At 71.6% G+C, this 26,386-nt stretch carries 28 protein-coding genes, 1 pseudogene and 1 riboswitch; of the genes and pseudogenes, 12 read left to right on the top strand and 17 right to left on the bottom strand.

From position 1 onward, the window contains the following. A complete protein-coding gene (locus ADK67_RS11195) occupies window positions 1–867 on the bottom strand; it encodes a fructosamine kinase family protein (RefSeq protein ID WP_197289392.1) in 867 nt (288 codons plus the stop codon). 97 nt (window positions 868–964) lie between these two features. Here ADK67_RS11195 and ADK67_RS11190 point away from each other — a divergent pair, with 97 nt between their 5' ends. Continuing rightward, window positions 965–2,098, top strand: coding sequence for a hypothetical protein (locus ADK67_RS11190; RefSeq protein WP_053716338.1), 1,134 nt, complete (start codon window positions 965–967; stop codon window positions 2,096–2,098). Here ADK67_RS11190 and ADK67_RS11185 read toward each other — a convergent pair whose 3' ends face one another. Beyond that, window positions 2,099–2,779 (bottom strand): response regulator, encoded by a 681-nt coding sequence (locus ADK67_RS11185; protein ID WP_053716337.1) that lies wholly within the window; start codon window positions 2,777–2,779, stop codon window positions 2,099–2,101. A 242-nt stretch (window positions 2,780–3,021) separates the two neighbouring features. Here ADK67_RS11185 and ADK67_RS11180 point away from each other — a divergent pair, with 242 nt between their 5' ends. Both ADK67_RS11180 and ADK67_RS11175 read left to right on the top strand, forming a co-directional pair. Next, window positions 3,022–4,716, top strand: coding sequence for a PHP domain-containing protein (locus tag ADK67_RS11180; RefSeq protein WP_053716336.1), 1,695 nt, complete (start codon window positions 3,022–3,024; stop codon window positions 4,714–4,716). Next, window positions 4,716–5,252 carry a hypothetical protein gene (locus tag ADK67_RS11175; RefSeq protein WP_053716335.1) on the top strand — a complete coding sequence of 179 codons (537 nt, stop codon included), beginning with the start codon at window positions 4,716–4,718 and terminating at the stop codon, window positions 5,250–5,252. Before ADK67_RS11180 ends, ADK67_RS11175 begins: the two co-directional genes overlap by 1 nt. On the opposite strand, the gene ADK67_RS11170 is transcribed toward ADK67_RS11175, so the two are convergent. The 3 genes from ADK67_RS11170 to ADK67_RS11160 form a co-directional block, all read right to left on the bottom strand. After that, complete coding sequence (locus ADK67_RS11170) at window positions 5,172–5,618, bottom strand: DUF6010 family protein (protein ID WP_053716334.1); 447 nt, start codon at window positions 5,616–5,618, stop codon at window positions 5,172–5,174. The genes ADK67_RS11175 and ADK67_RS11170 overlap by 81 nt on opposite strands. Window positions 5,619–5,736: 118 nt before the next feature. Further along, window positions 5,737–7,287, bottom strand: a complete 1,551-nt coding sequence (locus tag ADK67_RS11165; RefSeq protein ID WP_053716333.1) for an MDR family MFS transporter — start codon at window positions 7,285–7,287, stop codon at window positions 5,737–5,739. Next, window positions 7,284–7,751, bottom strand: a complete 468-nt coding sequence (locus ADK67_RS11160; RefSeq protein ID WP_053716332.1) for a MarR family winged helix-turn-helix transcriptional regulator — start codon at window positions 7,749–7,751, stop codon at window positions 7,284–7,286. Before ADK67_RS11160 ends, ADK67_RS11165 begins: the two co-directional genes overlap by 4 nt. A gap of 188 nt (window positions 7,752–7,939) precedes the next feature. Between ADK67_RS11160 and ADK67_RS11155 the strand changes: the two genes are divergently transcribed. Then, a complete protein-coding gene (locus tag ADK67_RS11155) occupies window positions 7,940–9,196 on the top strand; it encodes a cytochrome P450 (protein ID WP_053716331.1) in 1,257 nt (418 codons plus the stop codon). Here ADK67_RS11155 and ADK67_RS11150 read toward each other — a convergent pair. From ADK67_RS11150 to ADK67_RS11135, 4 genes are all read right to left on the bottom strand, one after another. Further along, window positions 9,193–9,786, bottom strand: coding sequence for a TetR/AcrR family transcriptional regulator (locus tag ADK67_RS11150; protein WP_053716330.1), 594 nt, complete (start codon window positions 9,784–9,786; stop codon window positions 9,193–9,195). The two genes, ADK67_RS11155 and ADK67_RS11150, sit on opposite strands and share 4 nt — an antisense overlap. Window positions 9,787–9,865: 79 nt before the next feature. Beyond that, window positions 9,866–11,401, bottom strand: a complete 1,536-nt coding sequence (locus ADK67_RS11145; protein WP_053716329.1) for an MDR family MFS transporter — start codon at window positions 11,399–11,401, stop codon at window positions 9,866–9,868. An 86-nt stretch (window positions 11,402–11,487) separates the two neighbouring features. After that, the gene (locus ADK67_RS11140; protein WP_053716328.1) at window positions 11,488–12,099 is read right to left on the bottom strand and encodes a TetR/AcrR family transcriptional regulator; all 612 of its coding nucleotides are present in this window, start codon (window positions 12,097–12,099) and stop codon (window positions 11,488–11,490) included. A 472-nt stretch (window positions 12,100–12,571) separates the two neighbouring features. Then, window positions 12,572–12,934, bottom strand: a complete 363-nt coding sequence (locus ADK67_RS11135; RefSeq protein ID WP_231648125.1) for a DUF2695 domain-containing protein — start codon at window positions 12,932–12,934, stop codon at window positions 12,572–12,574. Between the two features lie 589 nt (window positions 12,935–13,523). Here ADK67_RS11135 and ADK67_RS11130 point away from each other — a divergent pair. After that, the gene (locus ADK67_RS11130) at window positions 13,524–13,808 is read left to right on the top strand and encodes an isoamylase early set domain-containing protein (RefSeq protein WP_053716327.1); all 285 of its coding nucleotides are present in this window, start codon (window positions 13,524–13,526) and stop codon (window positions 13,806–13,808) included. Window positions 13,809–13,891: 83 nt separating this feature from the next. Here the strand turns inward: ADK67_RS11130 and ADK67_RS11125 are convergent, their stop codons facing one another. Further along, complete coding sequence (locus tag ADK67_RS11125; protein ID WP_053716326.1) at window positions 13,892–15,286, bottom strand: carotenoid oxygenase family protein; 1,395 nt, start codon at window positions 15,284–15,286, stop codon at window positions 13,892–13,894. Between the two features lie 59 nt (window positions 15,287–15,345). Then, the gene (locus ADK67_RS11120) at window positions 15,346–15,690 is read right to left on the bottom strand and encodes a winged helix-turn-helix transcriptional regulator (RefSeq protein ID WP_053716325.1); all 345 of its coding nucleotides are present in this window, start codon (window positions 15,688–15,690) and stop codon (window positions 15,346–15,348) included. A 90-nt stretch (window positions 15,691–15,780) separates the two neighbouring features. Here ADK67_RS11120 and ADK67_RS11115 point away from each other — a divergent pair, with 90 nt between their 5' ends. The 3 genes from ADK67_RS11115 (at window position 15,781) to ADK67_RS11105 (ending at window position 18,234) form a co-directional block, all read left to right on the top strand. Continuing rightward, on the top strand, window positions 15,781–16,380 hold the full coding sequence (locus ADK67_RS11115; RefSeq protein ID WP_053716324.1) for an NADPH-dependent F420 reductase: 600 nt from the start codon (window positions 15,781–15,783) through the stop codon (window positions 16,378–16,380). Window positions 16,381–16,422: 42 nt separating this feature from the next. Beyond that, window positions 16,423–17,346, top strand: a complete 924-nt coding sequence (pip, locus tag ADK67_RS11110; RefSeq protein WP_053716323.1) for a prolyl aminopeptidase — start codon at window positions 16,423–16,425, stop codon at window positions 17,344–17,346. 75 nt (window positions 17,347–17,421) lie between these two features. Continuing rightward, complete coding sequence (locus tag ADK67_RS11105) at window positions 17,422–18,234, top strand: Clp protease N-terminal domain-containing protein (protein WP_157620127.1); 813 nt, start codon at window positions 17,422–17,424, stop codon at window positions 18,232–18,234. On the opposite strand, the gene glyA is transcribed toward ADK67_RS11105, so the two are convergent. After that, on the bottom strand, window positions 18,210–19,466 hold the full coding sequence (glyA, locus tag ADK67_RS11100) for a serine hydroxymethyltransferase (RefSeq protein ID WP_053716321.1): 1,257 nt from the start codon (window positions 19,464–19,466) through the stop codon (window positions 18,210–18,212). The two genes, ADK67_RS11105 and glyA, sit on opposite strands and share 25 nt — an antisense overlap. Window positions 19,467–19,494: 28 nt before the next feature. Next, a riboswitch (ZMP/ZTP riboswitch) is annotated at window positions 19,495–19,581 on the bottom strand. Window positions 19,582–19,775: 194 nt separating this feature from the next. On the opposite strand from glyA, the gene ADK67_RS11095 reads away from it, so the two are divergent. Then, the gene (locus ADK67_RS11095; protein ID WP_053716320.1) at window positions 19,776–20,627 is read left to right on the top strand and encodes a hypothetical protein; all 852 of its coding nucleotides are present in this window, start codon (window positions 19,776–19,778) and stop codon (window positions 20,625–20,627) included. Continuing rightward, a complete protein-coding gene (locus ADK67_RS11090; RefSeq protein WP_053716319.1) occupies window positions 20,624–21,283 on the top strand; it encodes an extensin family protein in 660 nt (219 codons plus the stop codon). The genes ADK67_RS11095 and ADK67_RS11090 overlap by 4 nt, the downstream gene beginning before the upstream one ends. A 36-nt stretch (window positions 21,284–21,319) precedes the next feature. Here ADK67_RS11090 and ADK67_RS11085 read toward each other — a convergent pair whose 3' ends face one another. Next, on the bottom strand, window positions 21,320–22,348 hold the full coding sequence (locus ADK67_RS11085; RefSeq protein WP_053716318.1) for a helix-turn-helix transcriptional regulator: 1,029 nt from the start codon (window positions 22,346–22,348) through the stop codon (window positions 21,320–21,322). A 139-nt stretch (window positions 22,349–22,487) separates the two neighbouring features. On the opposite strand from ADK67_RS11085, the gene ADK67_RS11080 reads away from it, so the two are divergent. Further along, the gene (locus ADK67_RS11080) at window positions 22,488–22,883 is read left to right on the top strand and encodes a RidA family protein (protein ID WP_197289403.1); all 396 of its coding nucleotides are present in this window, start codon (window positions 22,488–22,490) and stop codon (window positions 22,881–22,883) included. Between the two features lie 52 nt (window positions 22,884–22,935). Here the strand turns inward: ADK67_RS11080 and ADK67_RS11075 are convergent, their stop codons facing one another. Continuing rightward, window positions 22,936–24,072 (bottom strand): VanZ family protein, encoded by a 1,137-nt coding sequence (locus ADK67_RS11075; RefSeq protein WP_197289391.1) that lies wholly within the window; start codon window positions 24,070–24,072, stop codon window positions 22,936–22,938. 110 nt (window positions 24,073–24,182) lie between these two features. On the opposite strand from ADK67_RS11075, the gene ADK67_RS50690 reads away from it, so the two are divergent. Next, window positions 24,183–24,401, top strand: a complete 219-nt coding sequence (locus ADK67_RS50690; protein ID WP_157620125.1) for a hypothetical protein — start codon at window positions 24,183–24,185, stop codon at window positions 24,399–24,401. Window positions 24,402–24,584: 183 nt separating this feature from the next. Here the strand turns inward: ADK67_RS50690 and ADK67_RS11070 are convergent, their stop codons facing one another. From ADK67_RS11070 to ADK67_RS52415, 3 genes and pseudogenes are all read right to left on the bottom strand, one after another. Further along, on the bottom strand, window positions 24,585–25,067 hold the full coding sequence (locus ADK67_RS11070) for a DinB family protein (protein WP_053716315.1): 483 nt from the start codon (window positions 25,065–25,067) through the stop codon (window positions 24,585–24,587). Between the two features lie 57 nt (window positions 25,068–25,124). Then, a complete protein-coding gene (gene ligD, locus ADK67_RS11065) occupies window positions 25,125–26,102 on the bottom strand; it encodes a non-homologous end-joining DNA ligase (protein WP_231648124.1) in 978 nt (325 codons plus the stop codon). Window positions 26,103–26,266: 164 nt separating this feature from the next. Continuing rightward, a pseudogene (locus tag ADK67_RS52415) lies at window positions 26,267–26,386 on the bottom strand (ArsR family transcriptional regulator); the annotation flags it as partial.

Genomic DNA, 26,386 nt, shown 5'->3' with positions numbered 1-26,386 from the left:
TCAGTCCGAGCCGGGGCCGGCGGGCACGTGGCGGAACGGGCGCAGCACGTCGCGGAGGTAGTCGAGCGCGCCCCAGTCGTCGACGTCGTGCGCCAACGTGCTGAGGATCTCCCGCAGGAACAGCACGGGCATCCGGTCGCGCCAGTCCGAGTCCGTCGGCCGGACCTCGTGGTAGGCGGCGAAGAACCGGGCGGGCGGGTCGGTGCCGCAGAACATCGCGCTCAGGTCCAGCTCCGGCCACATCCACGACACCGCCGGGTCGATGAACGCGGGCTCGCCGGACGCGGTGGCGACCACGTTGTTGCGCCACAGGTCGCCGTGGGTCAGCGAGGGCGGCGCGGCGGGCACGATCTCCGGCAGCCGCTCGCACAGCCGTTCCAGGGCGGCACGGTCCGCCGCGGTCAGCACGGCCTCGACCGCCGGCTCGCCCAGGTAGCGCAGGAGCCGCTGCTCGGCGAAGAACGCGTGCCCGTCGTCGTGCCAGGCGTTGTGCTGCGGCAACGCGCCCAACCACCCGTCGTGCTCCCAGCCGAACCGCGGGCCGCGCACGTCGTGCAGCGCGGCGATCGCCCGCCCGGCGCTCTCCCAGAACGCGTCGGTCTCCGGCGGCTGCGGCGCCAGCGCCTCCAGCGTCAGCCAGTCGTCACCGACGTCGAGCACCCGTGGGGTGCCGAGGCCGTGCGCCCGCAGCACCTCCAAGCCCGCCGCCTCGATCGCGAACAAGGACCGCGGCGGGTTGTCGGTCGTCTTGAGCACGACGTGGCGATCGGGACCGCGGACGAGCCACACCGTGTTGACCACGCCCCCGGTCAGCCTGCTGACCTCGGCATCGGCGCTCAGCCTGGTCAGGACGTCGTGTGCAGCCAACGGTTCCCCCTTGATTCCGCTGTCCGGCCGACGCCGGGTCGCCCGCCCGAGACTACCGTTCGAATCGATTCAGCGGACATCTCGCAATGGAGCGACCATGCCCAAGCTACGCACGCCCGCGGCCGTCCTCGCGTTGGCCGTTGCCCTGCCGCTGGTGACCGCGCCCGGCGCGCAGGCGAGCGCACTCATCACCGAACTGCCCGGCTTGCCGGGCTACCCCACCCACCGGACCGTCGCGGTCAACGACCTCGGCCAGGTCATCGGCTTCACCAGCGGGAACGGCGCGCCGCACACGGTGCACTGGTCACCCGGCGGCGCGCACACCGACCTCGGCCTCGGCATCCCGTCCGGGCTCAACCAGGCCGGCCAGGTGCTGATCCAGGAGGCCGTCAACGGTGCGGGCCCCTACGTCCAACGGCCGCGGATCTGGCACGGCGGCAAGGTCACCGACATCTCGCCGGGCGGTGGCTGGGTCATCGCGTCGGCGATCAACGCCAAGGGCTCGGTGCCGATGACGTACTCCACGTCGTCGTCGGGCTACCACCAGGAGCGGGCCGTCGTGTGGCAGGACGGCAAGCACACGTCGTTGCCGTTGACGGGGCCCCACCTGTGGCTGAGCGCGATCAACGACGCCGGTGTGGTCGCGGGCAACAAGCTGCCCATGTTCAGCGGCACGGCGTACGCGTTCCGCTGCGTGGACACCACGAGGTGCGAGCCGCTGGCCACCGTGCCCGGCTCCGGCATGTACTCCGTCGAGGCGATCAACGAGGCCGGGGTGATCGTCGGCAACGAGGGCACGCAGGCGTTGCGCTGGGAGGGGTCGGCGGTGACGGTGCTGAGCAAGTCCGGCGGCGTGGCGAACGGCCCGCAGGCGATCAACGAGCGCGGCGACGTCGTCGGCTGGACCACGGAGTTCAACGACGACCGCAAGGCCGTGCTCTGGCCCGGCGGCGGCAAGCCGCTGGACCTGGGCGTGCCCAGCCCGTCCGAGGCGGTCGCGGTCAACGAGCGCGGTGACGTGATCGGCTGGAGCTCGGCGGACAACCCCGACGCGCCCCGCGCGTTCCTGTGGCGCAACGGGAGGGTGACCTACCTCGGCTCGCTCGGCGGCGCGCACAGCCTGCCGACCGCGTTGAACGACCGGGGCACGATCGTCGGCGAGAGCACCACCGCCGACGGCACGCTCAAGGCCGTGAAGTGGAACCTGCTCACCACCACGCCCCGGCGCTGATCACGGCCGGAAGCGGTAGCCCCGCCCCGGTTCGGTGACCAGGTGCCGCGGGTGGGCGGGGTCCGGTTCGAGCTTGCGGCGCAGCTGGACCAGGTAGACGCGCAGGTAGTGGGTGGCCGACGTGTAGGTCGGCCCCCACACCTCCGTGAGCAGCCGTTGCGGGCTGAGCACCTCGCCGCCCGCCCGCACCAGCGCCTCCAGCAGGCCCCACTCGGTCGGCGTCAGGTGCACCTCGGACCCGTCCCGGTGGATCTTCTTCGCGGCCAGGTCGACGGTGAACGACGCGGCGCGCACCGGTGGCTCGTCGGCCCTGGCCGAACGCCTGGTCGACCGCCGCACGGCCGCGCGCAGCCGGGCCAGGAACTCGTCCATCCCGAACGGCTTGGTCACGTAGTCGTCGGCGCCCGCGTCCAGCGCGCGGACCTTGTCCGCCGAGTCGAGCCGGCCGGACAGCACGACGATCGGCGCGGTCGTGGCCCGGCGCAGGCCGGTGATCACGTCGAGGCCGTCCAGGTCGGGCAGGCCGAGGTCCAGCACGACCACGTCGGGGCCGTCCTCGGCCGCGCGCAACGCCGACGCGCCGTCCGACGCGGTGAGCACCCGGTAGCCGTGGCCGTCCAGGCTGATCCGCAGCGCGCGCACGAGCCCCGGGTCGTCGTCCACCACCAGGACCGTGGTCACGCCGCCGTCACCGCGGCGATCGTCCGTCCGCCGCCGAGGTGGGTCCCCAGCTCACCTGCCACGGCACCCAGTGTGCTCCCACCCGCCGCGCCGCGTGGCCGTTCCCCGGACCTTGACGCGGTCTTGACGGGGTGACCCGCGCCGAAGTGTTCACCGGGAGTTCGACTCCGCGCACCACCCGACGCATTGCCGCATCACGATACTTCGGCCTGCCGCCGTTCGGGTCATGATCGGAGTACCGCATGTCGCACGACCACCACCACGACCACACCCACGAGCACCACCACGAGGAAGTGGAGGGCAGCTGGCGCGACGCGCAGGACGACCGGCCGCTCTCGGTGGCGCGACGCCGGTTCCTGGCCGGTCTGGGCGCGGCCGGCGTGGCGACCACCCTGGGCGCGGCGCCCGCGCACGCGCACGACGACCGGCCGGCCACGCCGGTGAACCCGTGGGGCGGGCGCGGGTGCTGGTTCGCGGGCGACCACCACATCCACACCAAGTACTCCAACGACGCTCAGTACGAGGTGACCCAGCAGGTCGCCAAGGCCCGCGAGCACGGGCTCGACTGGGTCGTCATCACCGACCACGGCGGCGTCGCGCACCAGAAGTTCTCCATCGACCAGGTCGCGCCGGACATCGAGCGGGCCCGCAAGTCGCACCGGGACGTGCTGGTCTACCAGGGCCTGGAGTGGAACATCCCGGGTGCCGAGCACGCCACCGTGTTCCTGCCGCCGGGCCGGTCCACCGTGGACATCCTGCGGGCGTTCGAGGCGGCCTACGACGGCGGCGTGCTGTCGACGCCGGTCGCGAACGGCGGCAAGGGCCTGATCACCCGCTCCACGTCGGCCGACGGCGAGCCGTACGCGTTGGCGGCCCTGCGCTACCTGGAGTCGCAGGTGCTCGCCGGGCGCACGGAGATCGCGCTGATGTTCGCCAACCACCCGGCCCGGCGCGGCGTGGACAGCCCGCACGAGTTCCGCGGCTGGCGTGACGCGGCGCCCGGCGTGGCGGTGGGTATGGAGGGCGCGCCCGGCCACCAGGCAGGCGGCATCCCGGCCGCGAACGGTGGCCGCGGCGCCGCGCGCGGGCTCTACGACGCCTCGCCCAACCAGGACAGCTTCCCCGGCTACGCGCCGACCGCGACGGAGAACCCCTACCGCACCTACGGCGGGTTCGACTGGATGACCGCCAAGGTCGGCGGCCTGTGGGACTCGCTGCTCGCCGAGGGCAGGCCGTGGTGGGTCACCGCCACGTCCGACTCGCACCGGGTGCACTTGGACACGCACAAGCAGGGCACCGGCGACCACAACACGACCGGCAGCCGCGGCGCGCCCATCGACACCGGCGTGCCGCAGGTCGAAAGCGACTACTGGCCCGGTTTCTACAGCTCGACGCTGGTCGGCGCGGACTCCAAGTCCTACGTGGACGTGATGCGCGGCATGCAGGGCGGCAAGGTCGTCGCCGTGCACGGGCGGATCATCGACGGGCTGAACCTGCGGGTCCGGTCGCTCGGCGAGGGCGACAACCGGGGCGTCACGATCGGCGGCCGCACGTTCGTCCGGCGCGGGCACGACGTCGAAGTGGTGATCGAGGTCGACCTGGCGCGTGGCGCGAACTTCGCGGGCGTCGTGCCGAGGCTGGCGAAGGTCGACCTGGTCGCCGGCCCGATCACCGGCCCGGCGACGGACCGCGACGCGCTCTCCGCGCCCGGCACGACGGTGGTGAAGTCGTTCGAGGTCGCCCGCACCGCGCGCGGCACGGTGAGGTTCACGCACACGTTCCGCCGCGTGGAAGGCGCGTTCTACCTGCGGCTGCGTGGTTCCGACGGCAACCGGCTGACGTCGGACGGCCACCCGGTGATGGACGTGATCGGTGACGCCGACCCGTGGGCGGACCTGTGGTTCTACGCGAACCCGGTGTTCGTGGACGTCATCTGATGACCTGGCTCGGCGCCGTGCCCGCCCTGGCCGGCGAGCACGGCGCGGCGCACGTGGACGCGCTGCTGCTGGCGGCGTTCGACGGCGTGCCGGCGGACTTCGTGTGCACGCACGTCGACCGGTCCGGGCCGGTCGCCGTCACCACGCTGTCCGCGCACGTGCCCGGCGAGGTGGACGTGGACCGGCTGGCGGAGGCGTTGGGCGGACCCGTGGTCGTGCTCGACGACTCCGGCACTCCGGCCGCACGCGCCGCCCGGGCGGGCCGCGACCGCGCCGACGGCCGGTGCGTCCGGTTCCCCGGCCAGTCGGCGCTCACCGGCACGCACCCCGCGGCCGAGGTGGTGGCGGTGTCGGCGATCGACCGGGTGGTCGGCATCGGCGTCGAGGTCGCGCCGACCGACCCGGTGCGGACGCTGGGCTTCCTGCGCCCGGTGTGCCGTGACGGCGAACTGCTGCTACTGGTGGAGCCCGCCGTCGGCGGCGTGCTGCGCCCGGCGGAGGCGGAAAGTCCGCACGAGTGCTGCGGGGGTCATTGACCGGAAGCCCGGACCGCCCGCGAAGGCCCACAGGGCGATCACCGGGTCGCAGATCGCGCAGCCCAGCGACGAGTGCTCGGCGAACGGCACGATCGGGTTGCCGTGGACGTGGTGCGCCACGTCCGCGGCCGTGTGCACGAGCCACCCGATGCCGATGAACGTCCACGACTTCAGGCCGCGGTAGGCGCAGAACGTGATGACGGCGGTGATGCCGAACTCCCACGCGCCGAGCCCGCCGCCGCTGAGGTACGCCGCGCCGGCGCCGCCGACCATGATCGCGTTGAACGGTCGGCGGTGCCGGTCGGGGATGAAGGAGTTCAGGAGCACGTACAGCACGCCGATGAGCAGTGCCGAGACCACGACCATGGTTGGCGGTCCTTGTCGTCGCAGGTGATCGTTGCGCCCTGGACGTTAGGAGCACCTCGGCCGGCGCGGCAGTGGCCGGAGTGCCACACCTCGACGGGTTCTCGCCAACTCCCGCCCGTCAGGCGTCGACTTTGGGCTTCTCCTCGGCCAGGTCGAGGCTGGTGCGCAACGTGATCGGCTTGAGCAGCAGGGCCGCGACCACGCCGATCACCGCGATGGCCGACGAGATCAGGAAGATGTGGCCGGTGGCGTCGCCGTACGCGTTGCGGACGATGTGCTGCACCGCGTCCGGCAGCACGTTCAGGTTGAGGTTGCCGCCGCCCGCGCCGCCCGCGGGGATGCCCGCCGCGGTCAGGTCGCGGGTGATGTGCTCCTCCACCCGGCGCGCCAGCACCGCGCCGAGCACCGACACGCCGATCGTGCCGCCGAGCGACCGGAAGAACGCGATGGTGGAGCTGGCCGAGCCGATGTCCTTCAACGGCACCGTGTTCTGCACCGCGAGCACCAGGTTCTGCATGCTCAGGCCGACACCGACGCCCACGAGCAGCATCGCGCCGCCGACCAGCACCAGCGACGTGTCGTGGTCGATCTGGCCCAGCGCCAGGAACCCGAGCACCAGCGTGGCCGCGCCCGCCACGATGTACGGCTTGATCCGGCCGGTCTTGGTGATCAGCCGCCCGGACACGATGGACGCGCCCAGCACGCCCACCATCATCGGGATGGTCAGCAGGCCGGCCTCGGTCGGGCTGTAGCCGCGGCCGATCTGGAAGTACTGGCCGAGGAACACCGCGCCGCCGAACATCGCCATGCCCACCGCCACGCTCGCGAGGATGGCCAACGCCGTCGTGCGCTGCTTGACGATCCCCAGCGGCACCACCGGTTCCGCGGCACGGGCCTCCACCGCGATGGCCGCGCCGAGCAGCGCCACCGACGCGCCGACCATCGTGAAGCTCTGCCACGACAGCCATCCGAACGAGCCGTCCACGAACGAGATCCACACCAGCAGCACGCTCACGCCGAGCGCGATCAGGCTCGCGCCCCAGTAGTCGATGCGCACGTCGTCCCGCCGGACCGTCTTCACCTTCAACGTGGCCTGGAGCACGAACAACGCGATCACCGCGACCGGCACGCCGATGAAGAAGCACCAGCGCCAGCCCAGCCACGGGGTGTCCACGATGAGGCCGCCGAGCAGCGGTCCGCCGACCGTGGCCAGCGCCATCACGCCGCCGAGGTAGCCGTTGTACCGGCCGCGTTCGCGTGGCGGGATCATCGCCGCGATCACCACCTGCACCAACGCCTGCAGACCGCCGACGCCGATGCCCTGGAACGCGCGTGCCGCGATGAGCTGGCCCGCGCTCTGCGCGAAGCCGCTGACCACCGAGCCGACCACGAAGATCACGATCGCGACCTGGACCAGGGTCTTCTTGTCGAACAGGTCCGCGAGCTTGCCCCAGACGGGCGTGGTGGCGGTCGCGGTCAGCAGGGTCGCGGTGACCACCCAGGTGTACTGGGTCTGCGAGCCGTTGAGCGCGCCGATGATCTGCGGCAACGCTGTCGAGACCACGGTGCCGCTGAGCATCGCGACGAACAGCACCAGCAGCAGTCCGCTCAGGGCCTCCAGCACTTGCCGGTGGCTCATCGTGCCGGTGGTGGTGGCGGGTGCGCTCATCGCGCGGCCTCCAAGGTGGAGCCGAGGGCTCCTTCGACGTCGGTGGTCAGGCGCCCCAGGGCTCGGGTCAGCGCCTCGACCTCTTCAGGGCTCCAGTCGGCGAGCGCGCGGCCCAGCAGCCGGTCGTACCAGTCGCGGGCGTCGGCCAGTTCGGCGTGGCCGCGTTCGGTCACCACGAGGATGCTGGCGCGGCCGTCGGCGGGATCGGCGCGTCGTTCGACCAGGCCGTTGGCGACCAGCGCGGCCACCGCCCGGCTCACCGTGGACGGGTCGAGCCCGGCGCTGGTGGCCAACTCCTTGGCGTGGCACCCGCTCGTGCCCGCGGGGTTCGCGGCGGCGCGGTCGATCAGGCCGAGCGTGCCGATCAGACCGGGAGGCAGCGCGTGGTGTCGCTGCCTGACCATCCGCACGACCCTCAGCAGGTCACGCACCCGGTCTTCCAGCTGCCGCGCGACGGCGTCCATGCCGCCCCCCTGTCTCCTCGCATTGCTTGCCGCATACAACTATCACTCAATCTTGCACGTCGTGCAAGTTTTCTCGTTGTGCAGTGAGTTACAGCGAAAAAGCTGCACACAGTGCACGTTTTGGTACCGTGAGTCACCCACTACACCGAGCAGCGGCCCGGTCACGCCGGGTCGGGAACGGACCGTCGATGACCACCGCTTCCCAGGAGAAACGCCCCTCCACCGGCCGGCCGACCGTGCCCCTGCCGCCCGAGTTCACCCGGCGCGACGCCGGCCCGTTCGACCCGCCGAGCGCCCTGACCCGCCTCGGCGAGCAGGGGCCGGTGCACCGGATGACCATGCTCGACGGCGATCCGGTGTGGATCGTCACCAGCCACGAACTGGCCCGGACCCTGCTCGGCGACCCGCGGCTGAGCTCGGACCGGTTCCGCAGCCGCCGCGTGCTGGAGAAGCTGCCCCAGCCGATCCGCGCCCGGCTGACCGACGAACGGGCGAGGGCCGGCAGCTTCATCACCATGGACCCGCCCGAGCACACCCGGTACCGCAAGCTCCTCACCGGCCAGTTCACCGTGCGCCGGATGCGTCAGCTCGAACCGCGCATCCAGCGGATCGTCAGCGACCACCTCGACGCGATGATCGCCGCCGGACCGGGCGCGGACCTCGTGCGGGCTTTCGCGCTGCCGGTGCCGTCACTGGTGATCTGCGAGCTGCTCGGCGTCGAGTACGCCGACCGCGGCGAGTTCCAGGAGCGCACCGGGCAGCTGCTGCGCCTGGACGTGCCCGTGGCCGAGATGATGCGCCTCGCCGACGAGCTGCGTGCCTTCATGCACGGCCTCGTGCGGAGCAAGCGCGCCAAGCCGACCGACGACATGCTGTCCGGCCTGATCGAGGCCGACCCGACGCTCACCGACGACGAGCTGATCGGCATGGCGAACCTGCTGCTGGTCGCGGGCCACGAGACGACCGCCAACATGCTGGCGCTGGGCACGTTCGCGCTGCTGGAGCACCCCGAGCAGCTCGCCGCCCTGCACGACGACCCGTCGTTGATCGGCGGCGCGGTCGAGGAGCTGCTGCGCTACCTGTCGATCGTCCACCTCGGAGTCGTCCGCACCACGCTGGCGGAGGTGGAGATCGCGGGCGAGGTCGTCCCGGCCGACTCGACGGTGCTGGTCTCCGTGCCCGCGGGCAACCGCGACCCGTACCAGTACCCGCGGCCGGACGTGCTGGACGTGACCCGCCCGCGCGGACCGCACCTCGCGTTCGGGCACGGCGTGCACCAGTGCCTCGGCCAGCAGCTGGCACGGGTGGAGATGACCGCCGGGTTCACCGGGCTGCTGAGCAGGCTGCCCGGACTGCGCCTGGCCGTGCCCGCGGCGGAGGTGCCGATGCGCGACGACATGCTCGTCTACGGCGTGCACGCGCTCCCCGTCACCTGGGACGCCTAGTCCGGGCGCACGGCGGAGAAACCCACGTCCAGCCGGTCGATCATCACGCCGATCAGGTCGGACAGCTCGGGTCGTTCGGCGGCGTCCAGCCACCAGCCGACGACCACCCGCAGGGTCGCCATCACGGTGGCCGCGAACATCGCCGGGTAGAGGTCGGTGGCCGGGTCGACGCCCACCCGTGCGGCGACGGCGGCGGCGAGTTCCCGTTCCTGCACGGCGAACGCGGCGATCTGGTGCGGCAGCAGGGCGGGGGTGCGGCGCAACGCGCGCAGCTGCGCCACCCGTTCCGGGTCGATCCGGTCGGGCACGACGTCGACCAGGGCCGCCCGCAACGCGCGCAGCACCGGCTCGTCCTCGGGCCGGGCCGCGAAGGCGTGGACGAACGCGGCGGCCGTGGCGACGTCACCCGCGACCACGGCCTCCTCCTTGGAGGAGAAGTAGTTGAAGAACGTGCGCAGCGAGACGCCCGCCTCGTTGGCCACCTGTTCGACGGTCACCCCGTCGAGGCCGTGCTCCACGCACAGCCGCAGGGCGGCGTCGGCCAGCGCCGTCCGGGTGGCGAGCTTCTTGCGTTCGCGCAGTCCTGACACGCGCGAAAGTGTCGCACTTGTCCGACCGCGAGCCGGACAAGTGCGACACCGTGTCTTTCAGCGCTGTGCTTTCCCGGTGTCAGTGACCCGAGGCCATCTCCGCCGCCAGCCGCTCGTCACCGCTGAGCGTCTTGAGCGGCTTCTCCTTGATGAACAGCACCGCCACCAGCGCCAACACCGCGATCGGCGCGCCGATCAGGAACAGCTCCGCGGTGGCCGTGGCGTAGATCTCGCGCACGATCACCCGCACCGGCTCGGGCAGCAGCGACAGGTCGGGCACCGTGGCCTCGCCGCCGGCGGGCGCCGGGCCGAACTTCTCCTCGCTCAACGCGGTCACCCGGTTCGCCAGCACCGCGCCCAACGCGCTCACGCCGATCGCGCCGCCGAGGCTGCGGAAGAACGTGAGGGTCGAGGTGGTGGCGCCGAGGTCGCGCGCGGGCACGTCGTTCTGCGCGGCCAGCACCAGGTTCTGCATGAGCATGCCGACGCCGATGCCCAGCACGGCCATGTGCACGCTGACCACGAACACGCTGGTGTTCGCGTCGATCGTGGCCAGCAGCAGCATCCCGCCGACCATGATCACGCCACCGGCGACCAGGAACGCCTTCCACTTGCCCCACTTGGTGATCAGCTGACCGGCGACGGTCGACGACACCAGCAGGCCGAAGATCATCGGCAGGCTCATCAGGCCGGCTTGCGTCGGCGACTTGCCCATGCCGATCTGGAAGTACTGCGACAGGAACACCGTGCCGCCGAACATCGCCACGCCGACCAGCGCGCTGGCCAGCGTCGTCAGCGCCACCGTGCGGTTGGAGAAGATCGTCAGCGGCACGATCGGGTCGACCGCCCGCGACTCCACCCACACGGCCAGCCCGAGCAGCACCACGCCGACCGTGACGAGCAGCGCGGTCCACGCCGAGGCCCACTCGAACTGGTGGCCCGCCAGCGTCGACCACACCAGCAGCGTCGAGACACCGCCGACGATCAGCACCGCGCCCAGGTAGTCGATCTTGACTTCCTTGCGCACGATCGGCAGGTGCAGCGTGCGCTGGAGCAGGAAGATCGAGGCGAGGGTGAACGGGACGCCGATGAAGAAGCACCAGCGCCAACCCAGCCACGAGGTGTCGACCATGACACCGCCGATGAGCGGGCCGGCGACCGTGCCGACGCCGAACACCGCGCCGAAGATGCCCGCGTAGCGACCCATCTCCCGCGGCGGGATCATCGCCGCCATCACGATCGTGGCCAACGCCGTCATGCCGCCCGCGCCGAGGCCCTGCACGATGCGGCTCGCGATGAGCACCTCGACGTTCGGGGAGAAGCCCGCGATGAGCGAGCCCACCACGAACAGGCCGAGCGAGAGCTGGATCAGCAGCTTGCGGCTGTAGAGGTCGGCGAGCTTGCCCCACAGCGGCACGGTCGCCGTCATGGCCAGCAGTTCGGTCGTGACGACCCAGGTGTAGACGGACTGCGAACCGTGCAGGTCCGCGATGATGCGCGGCAGCGCGTTCGACACGATGGTCGAGGCCAGGATGGCCATGAACATGCCCAGCATCAGGCCGGACATCGCTTGCATGACGTCCCGGCGCGAAGTCGTGCCGGTTTCGGTGGACATCGGATCCCCCAGTTTGGTGTCTTTGACTGTGACGCGGTGGTGCGTGGTTCTGGCTGCCTTGGCTGTTTGGCCGCCTTGGCTGCCGTTCAGCTGCGCCGGGGCGGGTCGGCGAGCCCCGCGGCGATCAGGTCGAGCGTCTCGGCGAGCAGTTCGTGCAGCGGCGCCGCGGTGCTCGCCCAGCGGGCCACCGCCACCCGGAACGCCGCACCCGTCGCCGCGCCGAGCAGCAGCGGGTAGGTGTCGTCGGCGGGCAGGCCGACCCGTTCGGCGATGCCGGCGACCAGTTCGCGTTCCAGGGCTTCCCCACCGGAGAACAACCTGGCCAACAGCACGGGGTGCTGCTGGACCACGCGCATCCGCTGCGACCAGAGTTCGCGGTCGTCCGCCAACTCCGCCGCGACCTCCGCCGACAACGCCTCCCGCACCGCCGCGGCCGCGGACAGGTTCGGTGGTTGGGCGAGCACACGGGCGCGGATGCGGGGGCCGGCGTCCGGGTCGGGACCGAGGACGGCGTCTTCCTTGCTGCCGAAGTAGTTGAAGAACGTGCGAGGTGAGACGTCGGCGGCGGCACTGATGTCCTCGACGGTCACGTGGTCGAGCCCGTGCTCCGCGACCAGTCGAACGGCCGCCCGCCCCAGCGCCGCGCGAGTCTGCCGCTTCTTGCGGTCACGAAGCCCCTCGGCCGCCTGCGTGGTCACTTGATCAGGGTAAGTAAAAACCTGCACTAACTGCAACTTTGCAGACCGTGCACCATTTGTGATCCCGCTCTCCCCACCACCCCGCTCCCGTCCCCGACCCCACTCCCCGCACCCACCACACCGCACCCCAACCGACACCTCGACCCCACGGCCCCATTTCACACCCCCCCATTTCCGCAGCTTGTCGCTACGGCGTGCGATTCTGCGGCAACCCCGGGGTCTTGCCGCAAGCCCCCCTGTGCGCTATAAATTGAAAGTGGAAAGGAGTGAACACTCCCCTTTCCTCTCACACTTCGCACATCACACGGACACTGCGCACCCACGGCACCGTCCGCATCTCCAGATCCGCGAATCCCCGGCCCAAGGCCGGGTCCAGGCCTGGGGTTCCGCCGACCACAAGTCCGCCAACGCAGAGCGGGCCAGACGCACGTTCGGCGCCTCGCTCGGCACCCGCGGCGCGAGGTCGATCGATCTACCCGAACACATCCACCGGGTCGCAGTTCATGACCACTTCGCAATCGCAGTAGCCACCGAACTCAGCCAACCCACCGGCGACCGCACCCCATTCGAGACCTCCCTGCCCATCCACCCACGACCGGGTGTGACGGAGGGTGTGGTCGCAGCCGTCCGAGATCACGAGCGCGTCCACGAACTCGACGAGCGCCTCGAGTTGCTCCCGGCTCATCGGCAGCGACGCCGCTCGAGCCTCGCGCTCGGCACGCTTGTACTCGTCGCGCAGCTGTCGGCGGCGGGCCCGGTCAGGCGCGGATGGGTGCGCCTGACCCCCGTTCGCCCGCCGAGCCACCTCGCCCATCCCCTCGCGCTCGCCAGCCACGTCGCCCCACCTCTCGCGCTGGCGAGCCACGCCGTCCGCCCGCTCGTTCGGCCGCCAACCCGCCTCGCAGGCCCGCGGGCCGATTCGCCGCCGACTCGGCTCGCCGCGCCGCCTCGCCAGCTCACCGACTGAACCGCCACCGACTCACCTCACCCGCTCGCCCCGCCGTGCACACTGGTCCGCCGCGCCGTGCCGCCTCCTTCTTTCCCGGCAACGCGGCTCCGGCTCGAAAAGTTGCCCATTGACACTTCATTCGCCCGTTAGCGTGATCTTCGAGGTTGGTACGGCGTCTGCGGTGGTGTGGTGAGTTGGTCCATTGTGCCTGGTCGGAGTGGTGGCCGCCACTGGAGCAGGGTGGATTGGGGATTGGTGGCGTTGGCGGCGCGGGCGGTCCGCAGGGCGCACAATGCCAAGCTCCCCAACGGTCAAGCCTCGCCATGCGGCGGAGCGGTGTGTCCGCCGTCGGGTTGACGTCACACCGATGGGTGACCGTCCACTTCGAACAGGCGCGCCGGCTTGAAACGGGACCACCGCACCGCGACGCTGAGGTCCCCGAAGGCATGGCAAGATCGACTCGCGAGGGAGAACGATGCTCCGCAGCACTCGCCTGTTCGGCCCGAAGCGCCGCGTGACCTTCTCACTGCCCCTCGACCAGCCGCGCGGGCCGGTGAGCGTGGTCGGCACGTTCAACGACTGGACCCCCGGCGTGCACGAGCTGGTGCCCCGCCGCGACGGCACGCGCACGGTGACCGTGATCCTCTCCCCCGGCACGCACCGGTTCCGCTACCTCGGCGACGGCGGCCACTGGTTCGACGAGCCGGACGTGCCCACCGTCGACCCCGACGGGTGCGTGCTCACGATCGACGCGACCTGATCACGGCGACCCCATCACGGCGACCTGATCACGGCGACCTGATCACGGCGACCTGATCATGACGGCGTGAGCCGCGACCGGAATCAGCGTGACGTGAACTGGCCGTGGAAGCCGAACGGGATGGCGTGCGGCACGTCGGCCCGCGCGATCTCCGTGAACGTGGCCGCGTCGAGCACCAGCAAGCCGGACCGCCCGGCCCCGGCGTCGAGCACCACGGACAGCAGCACGCCGTCGTCCTCCGACCGGGCCCCTGGCGCGGGCACGAACACCGGTTCCCCCGGGTAGCGGCCGGGCTCGTGCCACAGCTTGACCTGTCCACTGTGGACGTCCACCTTGACCAGCTGGTTGAGGAAGTCGCGCGTGCCGTTGTCGCGCGCGCCGACCCCGTAGGCGTACCGGTAATCACGGCCGTTGTGCGATCCGTAGGCGATTCGCGGCAGCTCCAACGTGTCCGACGCGAGCCGCCGCGACCGGATGCCGCCACCTGAGAGGTCGACCTCGTACCGCGTCGGGAACGACAGCGGCAACTCCGCGTCACCGCGCACCCTGTCGAGGTACAGCGCGTCGACCACGGTCGAGTCCGGGTACGCGGCGATGTCGACGACGACGCGCCCGTCCTCGTCGTAAGCGTTGATGTGGTGGAACGCGAAGAACGCGTCGGTGCGCTCGTCGGCGACCACCGAGCCGTCCCGCTGGTCGAACACCACGAACCGGGTCCCGAGTTCCGGCCGCCACCGGTAGTTCTCGATGAACGGCTTGGCGCGCAGCAGCAACGACAACGGGTTCACCACGAGCGGGAACACGGCCAGGACCACGTGCCGTTCGGTGACGGCGAAGCTGTGCATGTAGCCGGGTCGGTCGGTGGGCATGCTCGCGAGCAGTTCCTTGACCTGGCCGCGTTGCCGGTAGATCCGGTAGACGCTGCGCCTGCCGAACTTCAGCGCGTAGTTGACCAGGTCGCCGGTGAGCGGCGCGCGGTGCGGGTGCGCGGTGGTGACGTGGCCGTCGATCCCGTCGTGGTGGTCGGTGAGGCCGACGGTGGCCAGCGTCTCGCGGTCGAACTCCACCGCGATGGGCGTCTCGGTGAGCGCGAAGTCGCGGTCGCCGTCGGACACCACGTTCACGTTGGCGTTCGACGTGTTGCGCAGCCTCGGGTGGGTGAAGAAGCGGCTGAAGATCGTGCGGCACGGGTCCGTCGCGAACTCGCCGAACGCGATGTGGCCGTCGTCGCGCGCCGCGCGGAAGCTGGGCGTCTCCAGGTACTTGTTGCGGTAGGTGACGGCGCCGTCGGCGAAGCCGAAGCGGTGCAGCATCGCCAGACCGTCGAACCAGTGGCGGAACGACCCCTTGTCCGTCTCGAACCTGGCGGGGCCGTTGCGCACCAACGTGCCCGCCAGCCAGTGCGGCAGTTCGCCGCGCACCTCCAAGTCGACGACGACTTCCCGGTCGAGGGTCTCGAACCCGGCCTGCACGCCCATCACGACCCACCTCCACCAAAACAGTGTTACACAACAACGTTATAAAACACCGTTTTGCTTCAGCCGTCAAGCCCCTCACGTCCCTCACGCCCGTCGACCCTGACCTCGTCACCCCACTCGTCCACCCACCGGCCCAACGCCTCGAGCGGCACGAGCAGGCTGCGCCCGACCTCGGTGAGCCCGTACTCGACACGGTCCCGCGACGCGGTGCGGACCACCAGCCCGGCGCCCTCCAACCGGCGCACGGTCTCGGTGAGCACCTTCGGCCGGATGCCGCCGATCACGCGCCGCAGCTCGACGGGCCGGCGCGGACCGTCCCGCAGCGCGAGCAGCACCACCGGGTTCCAGGTGTTGCCCAGCAGGTCGAACGCCTGCCTGGCGCGGCAGTCGGCGAGGAAGTTCACGGGCGACCCCCTGTGTCGTGGACACCATTTGGTGTCCATCGCGCTCTCTAACGTCGGTGCCAGCCAATCACTTCGAGTGAAGGAGAGAACGTGCGGATCGGTGTGCTGGGGTCGGGCGGGATGGCCGAGTCGCTGGGTGGCCGGTGGGTCGAGGCGGGGCACGAGGTGGTGATCGGCGGGCGTTCGCCGGAGCGTTCGAAGGAGTTGGCGGCGAGGATCGGGGCCGTCGCCGGGTCGCCCGCGGACGCGGTGGCGTTCGGGGACGCGGTGCTGCTCGCGGTGCCGGCGGCGGTGGCGGCGGAGGTGCTCGGGCACGCGCCGGGGCGGGTGGTGGTCGACTGCACCAACTCCGTGGTGCCCGGCCGGTACGTGCTGGACGAGCCGCGTGCCGCCGCACGGCTCGCGTCCGCCTCGAAGGCGCACGTGGTGAAGGCGTTCAACCTGTGCCACGTGGACGTGTGGCGGCGTCCGTCGTTGACGTTCGAGGGAAAGCCGCTCGGGGTGCCGCTGTGCGGTGACTCGGCCGAGGCGCTGGACGTCGTGCGCGAACTGGTGCGGTCGATCGGGTGCGTGCCAGTGGACGGCGGGCCGCTGGAGCGGGCCGAGTTGCTGGAGGCGATGACGGCGTTCGCCATCGGGCTCTGGGTCGGCGGCGCGGACGTGCGGTCGATGTTCCAGACCGTTCCGTAAGCACTAATATAACAGCACTGTTGTATTCCTGAGGGAGGACCTGTGCTGTACCCGGAGATCGAGCCGTACGACCACGGCATGCTCGACGTCGGCGACGGGCACCACGTGTACTGGGAGGTGTGCGGCAACCCGGACGGGAAACCGGCCGTGGTGCTGCACGGCGGGCCGGGCTCGGGCTGCACGACCCACGCCCGCCGGTACTTCGACCCGGAGGCGTACCGGGTGGTGCTGTTCGACCAGCGCGGGTGCGGCCGGAGCACGCCGCACGCCGGCCGGCCGGTCGTGGACCTGTCCACCAACACCACCGATCACCTGATCGGCGACATGGAACAGCTGCGCGAGCACCTGGGCGTCGACCGGTGGCTGGTGTTCGCCGCGTCGTGGGGCTCGGTGCTCGGCCTCGTGTACGCGGAACGGTTCCCGCACCGGGTGTCGGAGATGGTGCACGCGGGCGTGGCGACCGGCCGCCGGGCGGAGACGGACCTGTTGACGACGGGGTTGGCGCCCATGTTCCCGGAGGCGCACGCCCGGTTCCGGGAGCTGGTGCCCGCCGGGGATCCGGCCGCCGGGTACCTGGAACTGCTCCTCTCCCCCGACCCGGCCGTGCACCACCGGGCGGCTCAGGAGTGGTGCACGTGGGAGGACGCGTTGCAGCCGTTGGCGTCCGGCGGGTTGCGCTTCGACCCTCCGGAGCGGGGGCTGGCGTTCGCCCGGCTCGTCACGCACTACTGGGCGCACGGGTCGTGGTTGCCCGAAGGGATCGTGCTGGAGGAGGCGTGGAAGCTCGCGGGTATTCCTGGCGTGATCGTTCAAGGGGTGCTCGACCTGGGAAATCTGATCGGCACGCCGTTCGACCTCGCGCACGCGTGGCCGGACGCGGAGCTGGTCATGTTCCCCCAGACCGCCCACGGCGGGAGCGATGCGATGACCGAAGCGAGGCGCGCGGCTACTGACAAATTCCGGTAACACCCGGAAACTCGGTGCGATGCACTGATTACAGCTCGATGTCGGGGCTGGTCGACGGTGGCGAAGGAATGGGTGTTGGAACGGTTCACCGAGAGCGCGCGCCGGGTTTCCGTGGTGGCCCTCCATGAGGCACGGGGGTTCGCCCACACCGCCATCGGCACGGAGCACCTGTTACTCGGGCTGATCGGCGAGGGCGGCGCCGCGGCGTCGGTGCTGGCGTCGGTCGGGGTGTCGCTGGCCGGGTGTCGGGCGCGTGTGCTGGAGGTGTCCGGGCGGGGTGGCGCGCCCGTGTCCGGTTACCTGCCGTTCACGCCCGGCGCGAAGCGGGCGTTGGCGTCGTCCGTGCGGGAGTCGCTGGCGTTGGGGCACCGGCACGTCGGCACCGAGCACGTGCTGCTGGGCGTGCTCGGGGAGGACGAGGGCGTGGCGCTCGACGTGCTGGCCCGGTGCGGCGTCGACCCGGCCGAGGTGCGTGACCGGGCGTTCGCCGCGTTGGCCGGGATCGACCTGTCCCCCGGGCGGCGGGCGGCGCGGCTGTTCCTGAGCTACCGGCGTCCGCACGACGTGCACCTCGCCGGGCGCATCGCGGACCGGCTGGACGACTTCGGCCGGTCGGTGGTGGGCGACGTCGGCGAGTGCGACGTGCTGCTCGCCGTGGTCGGGCCGGGCTGGACGCCGACCGACCTGATGCGCGCCGAGGTGCGACGGGCGGCGGAACGGTCGGTGCCGGTGATCCCGGTGCTGGTCGACGGGGCGGTGCTGCCCGTCGACCAGCTGCCGGTGACCGGTCACGTCGCCGACCACGTCACCGTCCGCCACGAGACGTTCCGGGCGGACGTGGCGCGGTTGGCCGACGTGGTCCGCTACGCCCAGCCGGGCATCGGGTAGCCCGCCATCAGCTCGGCGACCTCGGCGGCGATGCGGTCGAGCGCCTGCTCGTCGTCCGCCGCCCGGACGGCCTGGTCGATCCACTCCGCGATGCGGGGCATGTGGTCCTCGGTGAGGCCGCGGGTGGTGATGGCGGCCGTGCCGAGGCGGACGCCGGACGGGTCGAACGGCTTGCGCGGGTCGAACGGGACGGTGTTGTAGTTGGCCTCGACGCCCGCCCGGTCCAGTGCCTTGGCGGCGGGCTTGCCGCCGATGCCCTTGCTGGTCAGGTCGACCAGGATCAGGTGGTTGTCGGTGCCGCCGGAGACCAGGTCGAAGCCCCGGTCGAGCAGGGCGGCGGCCAGCGCGCGGGCGTTCTGCACGACGGCGTGCGCGTAGAGGCCGAACGACGGCTCCGACGCCTCGCCGAGCGCCACCGCGATGGCGGCGGTGGTGTGGTTGTGCGGGCCGCCCTGCAGGCCCGGGAACACCGCCTTGTCGATCGGCTTCGCGTGCTCGGCGTCGGTGAGGATCATCGCGCCGCGGGGGCCGCGCAGCGTCTTGTGGGTGGTCGTGGTGATCACCTGGGCGTGCCCGACCGGTGACGGGTGGGCGCCTCCCGCGACCAGGCCCGCGATGTGCGCGATGTCGGCCGCGAGGACCGCGCCGACCTCGTTCGCGATCTCGGCGAACGCGGGGAAGTCGATGGTGCGCGGGATGGCCGTGCCGCCGCAGAAGATCACCTTGGGGCGTTCGGCGCGGGCCAGGTCGCGGACCTGGTCCAGGTCGACCACGCCGGTCTCCTTGGTCACGCCGTACTGGACGCTGCGGAACCACTTGCCCGTCGCCGAGACGCCCCAGCCGTGGGTGAGGTGCCCGCCGGCGGGCAGTGCCATGCCCATGACCGTGTCACCGGGTTCGAGGAACGCCATGTACACGGCGAGGTTGGCGGGCGAGCCGGAGTAGGGCTGGACGTTGGCGTGGTCGGCGCCGAACAAAGCCTTGGCCCGGCCGACGGCCAGCTCCTCGACCGGGTCGACGATCTGCTGGCCCTCGTAGTAGCGGCGGCCGGCGTAGCCCTCGGAGTACTTGTTGGTCAGCACGGAGCCGGTGGCTTCGAGGACGGCGGTCGAGACGTAGTTCTCCGAGGCGATCAGGCGGACCTTCTCGAACTGGCGGCGTGCCTCGGCCTGGACCAGGCGGGCGACCTCCGGGTCTGCTCCGGTCAACGACGGGATCGCGGGTTCGTGCATGACGACCTCCACGCGCGCGGGGGCGCTGCCGTAGCACCCAGGCGCGCGGTGCGATTCGGCTCAACGCTCCCCGGTGGTCGTTCCCACCCTCGGCACGCCAGTCGCGAACACCGGGAATCGTACCCCAGCGGCCCTTCCCGGCCGGCCGCGTTTCCGGGTTCGGGCAGCACCGCGTCGTAGTGGTCGTCAACGGTTTGGGCGGAACGGGCCATTGCCGTAACGCCGGGCCACCCATACTTTGTGGGTTGGAAAACTTCCAACCGGCCCTGTGCCACGTCAGCACTTCCCCCTGCCCCCGAAAGGACTGACGTGCTCGATCGGCGAACGTTCGTGCTGGGAGCCGCCGCGACCGCGGCCCTCACCAGCACGCTGACGGCCCACGCGGCTGCTGCGGCACCCGCGTCGAGCGCCGCGGACAATCCCCGCAAAGCCGCGGGCGTGTTCCTCGCGTCCGACGGCACCCCTCTCATGTTGACCGAAGAGAACGGCCAGTGGGTCGTCATCGACGAAGGCGGTTCGGTCCGCATCACCACCGGCCTCGCCGGCGCGGACCTGGTCGACGTCACCCGTGACGGCTCCACCTTCCACGCGGTCGGCGCGCTCAACGGCGACCCGATCGCCACGATCTGGGAATCCACCGACGGCGTCACGTGGCGCGAGGCACGCCGCCTGCACGGCGTGCGCTCGGAGTTCACCGCGGTCGGCGGCGGCCTGGCGTTCGGCTCCGTGCTCAAGCACGAGCGCGCTTCGGTGGTCCGCATCGCCGCCCGCCGCACCGCGTCGGGCTGGAACACCGTGCCCGTGCGGGGACTGGAGTGGACCGACGGCCTGTCGGCCACCGCCGTCACCGCGACGTCGGACGGGTGGGTCGTGGCGGCCGTCGACGTCGCCGGCACCGTCCTGCACACCTCGCGCGACGGCGTCACCTGGGCGACCCGCCCCCGGCTGGACGGTGTCGCGGTGCGCGGCCTGGCCTTCGTGGACGGCCGCGTGCACTGGGTCGGCAACGAGGTGGTCGACGCCACCCCGCTCACCGGCGTGCTCGACGCGGACCGGACCAGTCCGGCCGTGCCGCGGGACGCGAAGGCGCTGGGTGTCGCGGGCACCCGTTCCGGCTGGCTCACCGGCGGCCGGCTGATCACCGCGGAGGCGACCCGATGATCACGTTCAGCCGGATCGACGGCACGCCCGTCTACTACTGGCGGTCCAGCCGCGGCAACACGACGCTGCGCAACTGGCAGGCCACGCAGGCGTTCTACGACTCCCTGGTGCTGTGGATCCGTGACCTGCGGTCGCTGTCGTCGGCGTACGGCAGCATCACGTACCTGGTGTCGGCGGGGTTCTACGTGAACAAGCCCGGCGAGCACGGCTCGGGCACCGCGATGGACCTCGACCACGTCCGGTGGAGCGGCGGGCAGGTGTCGTCGCCGCTGGACCGCGACCACGCGTCCGGCACGCTGGCGACGCGTCGCCGTTACCTGGCGGTGGACGCGGTGTGCCGGCGGCGGTTCCGGTACGCGTTGGACGGTTGGTACAACGCCGCGCACGAAGACCACATCCACTCCGACTTCGGCGGCCTGCCGGTGCGGTGCGTGACGGGGTCGGAGAGCGACACGAAGTTCGTGCAGGCGCTGTGCAACAACTTCATGAGCTCCGGTCTGGTGGTGGACGGCATCTGGGGTCCGAAGACGCAGAGCGCGTTCACCACCGCCAAGTCGCGGCTGGGCACCACCGGTGACCCGCACACCAGCAGCGCGGCGTGGCAGTCGTTCCTGTCGGCGGCGGCGCGGAAGGGCTTCGCGAACCAGGCGTTCTGACACGGCGTCCGACGGGCCCGTGAGTCGATTGCCGGCTCACGGGCCCTGGTCGTTCGCGGAGCCGTTCGCGGAGGCGTCGGCGGGGCCGTACGCGGAGGGCGTTCCGTAGCGGGTGGTGATCGCGGCGGCGCGGTCGTGCAGGGCGGTGCGCAACCACTGGGGCGTCAGGGCTTCCGCGTTCGTGGAGAGCTGCCACAGCGCCCACTCGGCGTGTCGCGGGTCCTGGAAGGTGACCTCCAGCCGCAGCCACCCGTCCGCGTCGACTTCCTCGGCGAGGACGGCCACGGCGGTGCGCACCAGGTCCTCGCGCCGCAGCGGGTTCAGCCTCACCAGCACGGCGACCTGGTCGTCACCGGCCCGGAACCGCGTGCCGCGTTCCTGCCAGGCCCGGTCCAGGTCGACCCGGTCCGGCCGCTGCGCGGGTTCGTCGAGCTCCTCGGCGGCCAGGATCCGGGACAGCCGGTAGGTGCGGTCCGCGCCGGACCTCGTGGCCAGCAGGTAGCCCTGGTCGCGCACGGTGACCAGGCCGATCGGGTCCACCGTGCGCCACTTCGGGGTCTGCCCCACCGCCGCGTAGCGGATGCGCAGCTTGCGCCCGGCGAACACCGCGCGCCGCACCTCGGCCGCGATGGGGTCGGGCACCTCGTCGGCGTCCTGGCGACGTGACAGGAGGTCGGTCTCCGGGTCGATGAGCAGTCGTTCGGCGACACCGGCCGCGGTGTCCCGGTGGCTTTCCGGCAGCGCGTCGACCACCTTGAGCATGGCGGAGGCGAGCGCCGAGCCGAGGCCGAACGCCTGCGCGCCCCGCCGTGACCCGGCGACCAGCAGGGCGAGGGCCTCGTCGTGGTTCAGCCCGGTCAGCTCGGTCCGGAAACCGGGCAGCAACGCGAAGCCGCCGTGCCGTCCGCGTTCGGCGTAGACGGGGACGCCCGCCGCGGACAGCGCCTCGACGTCGCGCAGCACGGTCCGCGTGGACACGTCCAGCTCCCGGGCCAGCGCGGTCGCGGAGAGCCGACCGCGTTGGCGCAGCATGAGGACCAGCGAGACCAACCGGTCGGCGCGCATGCCAAAACTCTAGTGGAATACACGACACAGGATGTCGTGATTCGTTGGAAGGCTGCCACCACGACGTCGACGACCGGCGACTGCCGAGCGCCGATGGACGGACGTGCTGTCGATGAAGACGAATGGAGCAGTTGTGGCTGTGGAGCGTACGACGGTCAACCCGTGGGCGTGGTCGGTGGAGCTGGGGTACAACCAGGGTGAGATCGTCTCCGGGCAGGCCCGGACCCTGTACTGCTCCGGGCAGACGGCGATGAGCGGCGAGGGCAAGCCCGAGCACGCCGGTGACATGGCGGCGCAGTTGGCGTTGAGCCTCGGCAACCTGGAGGCCGTGCTCGGCGAGGCGGGCATGTCGCTCGCCAACCTGGTGCGGCTCAACGTCTACACCACCGACGTCGACCTGCTGTTCCAGCACTACGGCGTGCTGGCGGGGCGGTTGGGTGCGGCCGGGGTGGCGCCGACCACGACGATGCTCGGGGTGACGCGGCTGGCGATCTCCGAGTTGATGGTCGAGCTGGAGGGAACCGCCGTCGCGTGACGCGAGGTCGGTAGGGCTGGCAGGCGGACCGACCGTCCGCCTGCCGCTCGTCTTAGGACTCCGGCTTGTTCCGAGCGTTGAACTCGGGGGTCCTGAACGTAGGACACGCGCGTTCTGAACGTAGGACACGCGCGGTGGTGGTGTCGGTGGTCGAGATCAGGCCCGGCAGGCTGCGGCGGTCGGCGCGTGAGCGGGCCGCCAGGCCGACCACGACGGCGGCGAAGAACACGACGCCGCTGTGCCCGGTCGAGATCAGCAGCAGGACCGGCAGCCACCACACGACGAACCGCAGCACCACCGCCCGTGCCGGCGCCGTGCCGCCCGTGCGCGCGTCCACCAGGGCCAGGGCGAACGCCACCTGCCCCGGCGTGGCCCGGTCGGCGCGCAGCAGCGGCACGACGACCGTGGCGACCACCGGCACCAGCACGCCCAGCGCGGCGCCGAACCAGTCCGACACCGCCACCTCGGTCAACCGGTGCGCCCCGGTGCCCTCGCCCACCAGCACGAGCACCGCCCGGCACGCGAACTGCGCCAGCGACAACGTGAGCAGGTCGCCCGCGAACGCCAACCCCCGCCGCGCCAGACCCGGCGGCCCCGTGTCGGCCACGGGCTCCGGCACGGCCGCGGGCAGCCGCCGACCGACCCACCGCGCGAGCAGCCACCCGACGAGCGCGCCCGCCGTGTTGGTCATCAGGTCGTCCACGTCCGCGATCCGGTACGGGCACGGGTAGAGGCCGAACACCGCCGTGCCCTGCGTCGCCTCCACCGCGAGCGACACCAGCAGCCCCATCGCCGTCGCCGCCACCACACCGCGCCGGAACCGGTAGCGCAGCAGGAAACCCAGCGGCACGAACAGGACCACGTTCAGCGCCACCTGGAGGAACGCCGGGCTCGTCGGCGAGTAGCCGGCGGCGGCGATGTCGTCCAGCGACGCGAACGGCCGGGGCTGCCAGTAGTCACGCGTCGACCGGCTCGCGCAGAACTCCCCCGTCACGTCCGGCAGCGGGAACAGCGTGAACGCCACCAGCGCGCACCCGTACAGCGCGCCGGCCGCCGCCACGACCGCCGACCACCCGCGAAGCCGACCGTGACGCCGGTACTGCCGGTGCACCCACGGCAACACCGCCACCGGCACCAGCAGTGCGAACAGCACCAGCGTGATGATCGACTCGCTCATCCGCACCGACACGGCGGCCACGCTAAGCCGTGCCTTCCCGACCCGCCCGCCGGTCACCTGGACGAGTGGTCGAACCGAATCGGCCTCGCCGCCGAACCTCTGTCGAGGACTGTCACCGAGGGATGGGGGAACCATGGACGACCCAGCGGCGTGCGCCGCCGCACGTGCGACTGGTGAACGGCGGCCGGCACCTGCCACTGCCACTGCCACCCAGCGTGACCGCGGACGGCCCGGTGCGGTGGATCCGCGAACCAGGCGACCACCTCCCCCGTCTGTCCACCGTGCTGCACCTGCCGGGCCCGCTCACGCCGACGGTGACGATCCGACGCGCCGGGCGGTGACGTGCTCGACCCTGTCCCGCCGGCGAGTATTTCCCACGCGGCAACAACTTCCGGTCCGTGAGCAGTTCCCGCTCCGCCCCCGCACGGAGCCGGCGCAGCACGGGCTTGTCCCGTCGTCAGGCAGGTCCCGGCACGGTGGTCGGCGCGGCACTCACTTGTCCCGCGGCGAGCAGTTCCCACGCGTCAGCGCGGCCCCAGGCCCGTCCGGCCGTCGAGCAGTTCGCGCACCACGTCGAGGTGGCCGGCGTGGCGCGCGGTCTCCTCGATCATGTGCAGCACGATCCGGCGCAGGTCGGTCGTCTCGTCGCCGAGCGCGTCGGGGTGCCGTGCCACCGGGCGCGTGTCGAGCGGTGTGGCGGCGAGGATGGCGTTCGACCGCTCGCACTGGTCCCGGTAGAAGGCGAAGACCTCCGCCGGCCCCCGCGGCGTGGTGAACGGCTCGGGGTCCTCCGGCCACGGTAACGGGTCGGCGTGGCCGTGGAGCATCTCCTGGAACCAGTGCCGCTCGGAGTAACCGAGGTGCTCGACCAAGGCGAGCGGCGTCCACCCGGACGGCAGGACCGCCTTCGTCAGCGCCTCCGCGTCGAGGCCGTCGAGGATCGCCAGCACGACCCCGCGCTGCGCGTTCAAGAACGTCGACAGCGCTGCCTTCTCGTCGTCATCCACCCGTCGGCCCCCCTGTAGATCGAATCGGGCCGGACGTTAACAGGGAGCACCGACAATTCACGGCATCCGGACGTCCTCGGGATCCTTGTCCGGCCGCAGCCCGCGCCACGACGAGTGCCGCAGCCGTCCGTCGGTGGTCCAAGTCCGGTACTCGACCTCGCCGACCAGTTCCGGACGCACCCAGTGCGCGCGGCGGGCGTGCTCGGCGGGCACCGCGTCGACGAACGGCGACCCCGCCCGCGCCAACGGTCGCAGCCGTTCTTCGAGGTCGAGCAACGCCGAGTGGGTGAACCCGGTGCCGACCTTGCCCACGTAGCGCAACCCCTCGTCGCACCGCACGCCGAGCAGCAGTGACCCGATCGTGCCCGCACGGCGACCGTCACCCGGCCGCCAACCGCCGATCAGCACCTCCTGCGTGCGCAGCAACGGCACCTTCACCCACGCCGTCGACCGCCGTCCCGGCTCGTAACGCGACGTGACCCGTTTCGCGACCACGCCTTCGAGCCCGTAGTCCTCGGCGACCGCGAGCACGTCCTCGCCGTGCACCTCGGTGAACGACGGCGGCACGCGCACCTCCGCCCGGCCGCCCAGCCCGAGTCCCGCCAGCTCCTGCCGCCGTTCCGCGTACGGGGCCGCGAGCAACGACCGACCGTCCAAGTGCAACAAGTCGAACACGTAGTAGACGACCGGCACGCGGGCCAGCAGGTCGTCACCCGGTCGGGCCACGTGCATCCGGGACTGCAACCGGCCGAAGTCCGGCTGTCTCCGTGCACCCAGAGCGACGATCTCACCGTCCAGCACGGCCTCGTGCTCACCCAGAAGTGAGCACAGCGCGCGCACCTCCGGGTACGTCGCGGACACCTCCAGGTCGTTGCGGGTCATCGCCCGCACCCGCCCGCCGCGCACGTAGGTGACCGCCCGGACACCGTCCCACTTGAACTCGAACGCCCACCCGGCCCCCGGCGGGGGTCGCCCCGACGAAGCCAGCATGGGCCGGATCAGCTCGGGAAACCCCGACTCGGCGCGCAACGGCATGCGACCGTCCCTTGTAGACGGATCACGTCGCGCCCAGTGTCACCCGCCCGGGCCGAAGCCGCACATCGGCGGCCACGATCGTGGCCGCCGAGCTGTTCTGAGCGTTGAATTCACGCGTTCTGAACGTAGGACACGCGCGTTCTGAACGTAGGACTCTCGAGGGGTCAGCAGGCGGGGGTGGTGGGGGCGCGGCGTTCGAGCATGACGGTGTCGCGCCAGGTGCCGTGGTGTTGGGCGATGCGTTCGCGGACGCCGACGGTGCGGTAGCCGGCGGAGTGGTGCAG

Origin of the sequence: Saccharothrix sp. NRRL B-16348 (genome assembly GCF_001280085.1) — a bacterium.
GTDB lineage: Bacteria > Actinomycetota > Actinomycetes > Mycobacteriales > Pseudonocardiaceae > Actinosynnema.
Note: the sequence above shows the minus strand (reverse complement) of the source record. Positions and strands in the feature narration are given on the sequence as shown.

Bases quoted from the DNA above. Each gene is read 5' to 3' on its own strand.
- ADK67_RS11190 (WP_053716338.1), top strand. From the start codon at position 965: ATGCCCAAGCTACGCACGCCCGCGGCCGTCCTCGCGTTGGCCGTTGCC.
- ADK67_RS11180 (WP_053716336.1), top strand. From the start codon at position 3,022: ATGTCGCACGACCACCACCACGACCACACCCACGAGCACCACCACGAG.
- ADK67_RS11175 (WP_053716335.1), top strand. From the start codon at position 4,716: ATGACCTGGCTCGGCGCCGTGCCCGCCCTGGCCGGCGAGCACGGCGCG.
- ADK67_RS11170 (WP_053716334.1), bottom strand. From the start codon at position 5,618: ATGGTCGTGGTCTCGGCACTGCTCATCGGCGTGCTGTACGTGCTCCTG.
- ADK67_RS11165 (WP_053716333.1), bottom strand. From the start codon at position 7,287: ATGAGCGCACCCGCCACCACCACCGGCACGATGAGCCACCGGCAAGTG.
- ADK67_RS11160 (WP_053716332.1), bottom strand. From the start codon at position 7,751: ATGGACGCCGTCGCGCGGCAGCTGGAAGACCGGGTGCGTGACCTGCTG.
- ADK67_RS11155 (WP_053716331.1), top strand. From the start codon at position 7,940: ATGACCACCGCTTCCCAGGAGAAACGCCCCTCCACCGGCCGGCCGACC.
- ADK67_RS11145 (WP_053716329.1), bottom strand. From the start codon at position 11,401: ATGTCCACCGAAACCGGCACGACTTCGCGCCGGGACGTCATGCAAGCG.
- ADK67_RS11130 (WP_053716327.1), top strand. From the start codon at position 13,524: ATGCTCCGCAGCACTCGCCTGTTCGGCCCGAAGCGCCGCGTGACCTTC.
- ADK67_RS11125 (WP_053716326.1), bottom strand. From the start codon at position 15,286: ATGGGCGTGCAGGCCGGGTTCGAGACCCTCGACCGGGAAGTCGTCGTC.
- glyA (WP_053716321.1), bottom strand. From the start codon at position 19,466: ATGCACGAACCCGCGATCCCGTCGTTGACCGGAGCAGACCCGGAGGTC.
- ADK67_RS11090 (WP_053716319.1), top strand. From the start codon at position 20,624: ATGATCACGTTCAGCCGGATCGACGGCACGCCCGTCTACTACTGGCGG.
- ADK67_RS11085 (WP_053716318.1), bottom strand. From the start codon at position 22,348: ATGCGCGCCGACCGGTTGGTCTCGCTGGTCCTCATGCTGCGCCAACGC.
- ADK67_RS50690 (WP_157620125.1), top strand. From the start codon at position 24,183: ATGGGGGAACCATGGACGACCCAGCGGCGTGCGCCGCCGCACGTGCGA.
- ligD (WP_231648124.1), bottom strand. From the start codon at position 26,102: ATGCCGTTGCGCGCCGAGTCGGGGTTTCCCGAGCTGATCCGGCCCATG.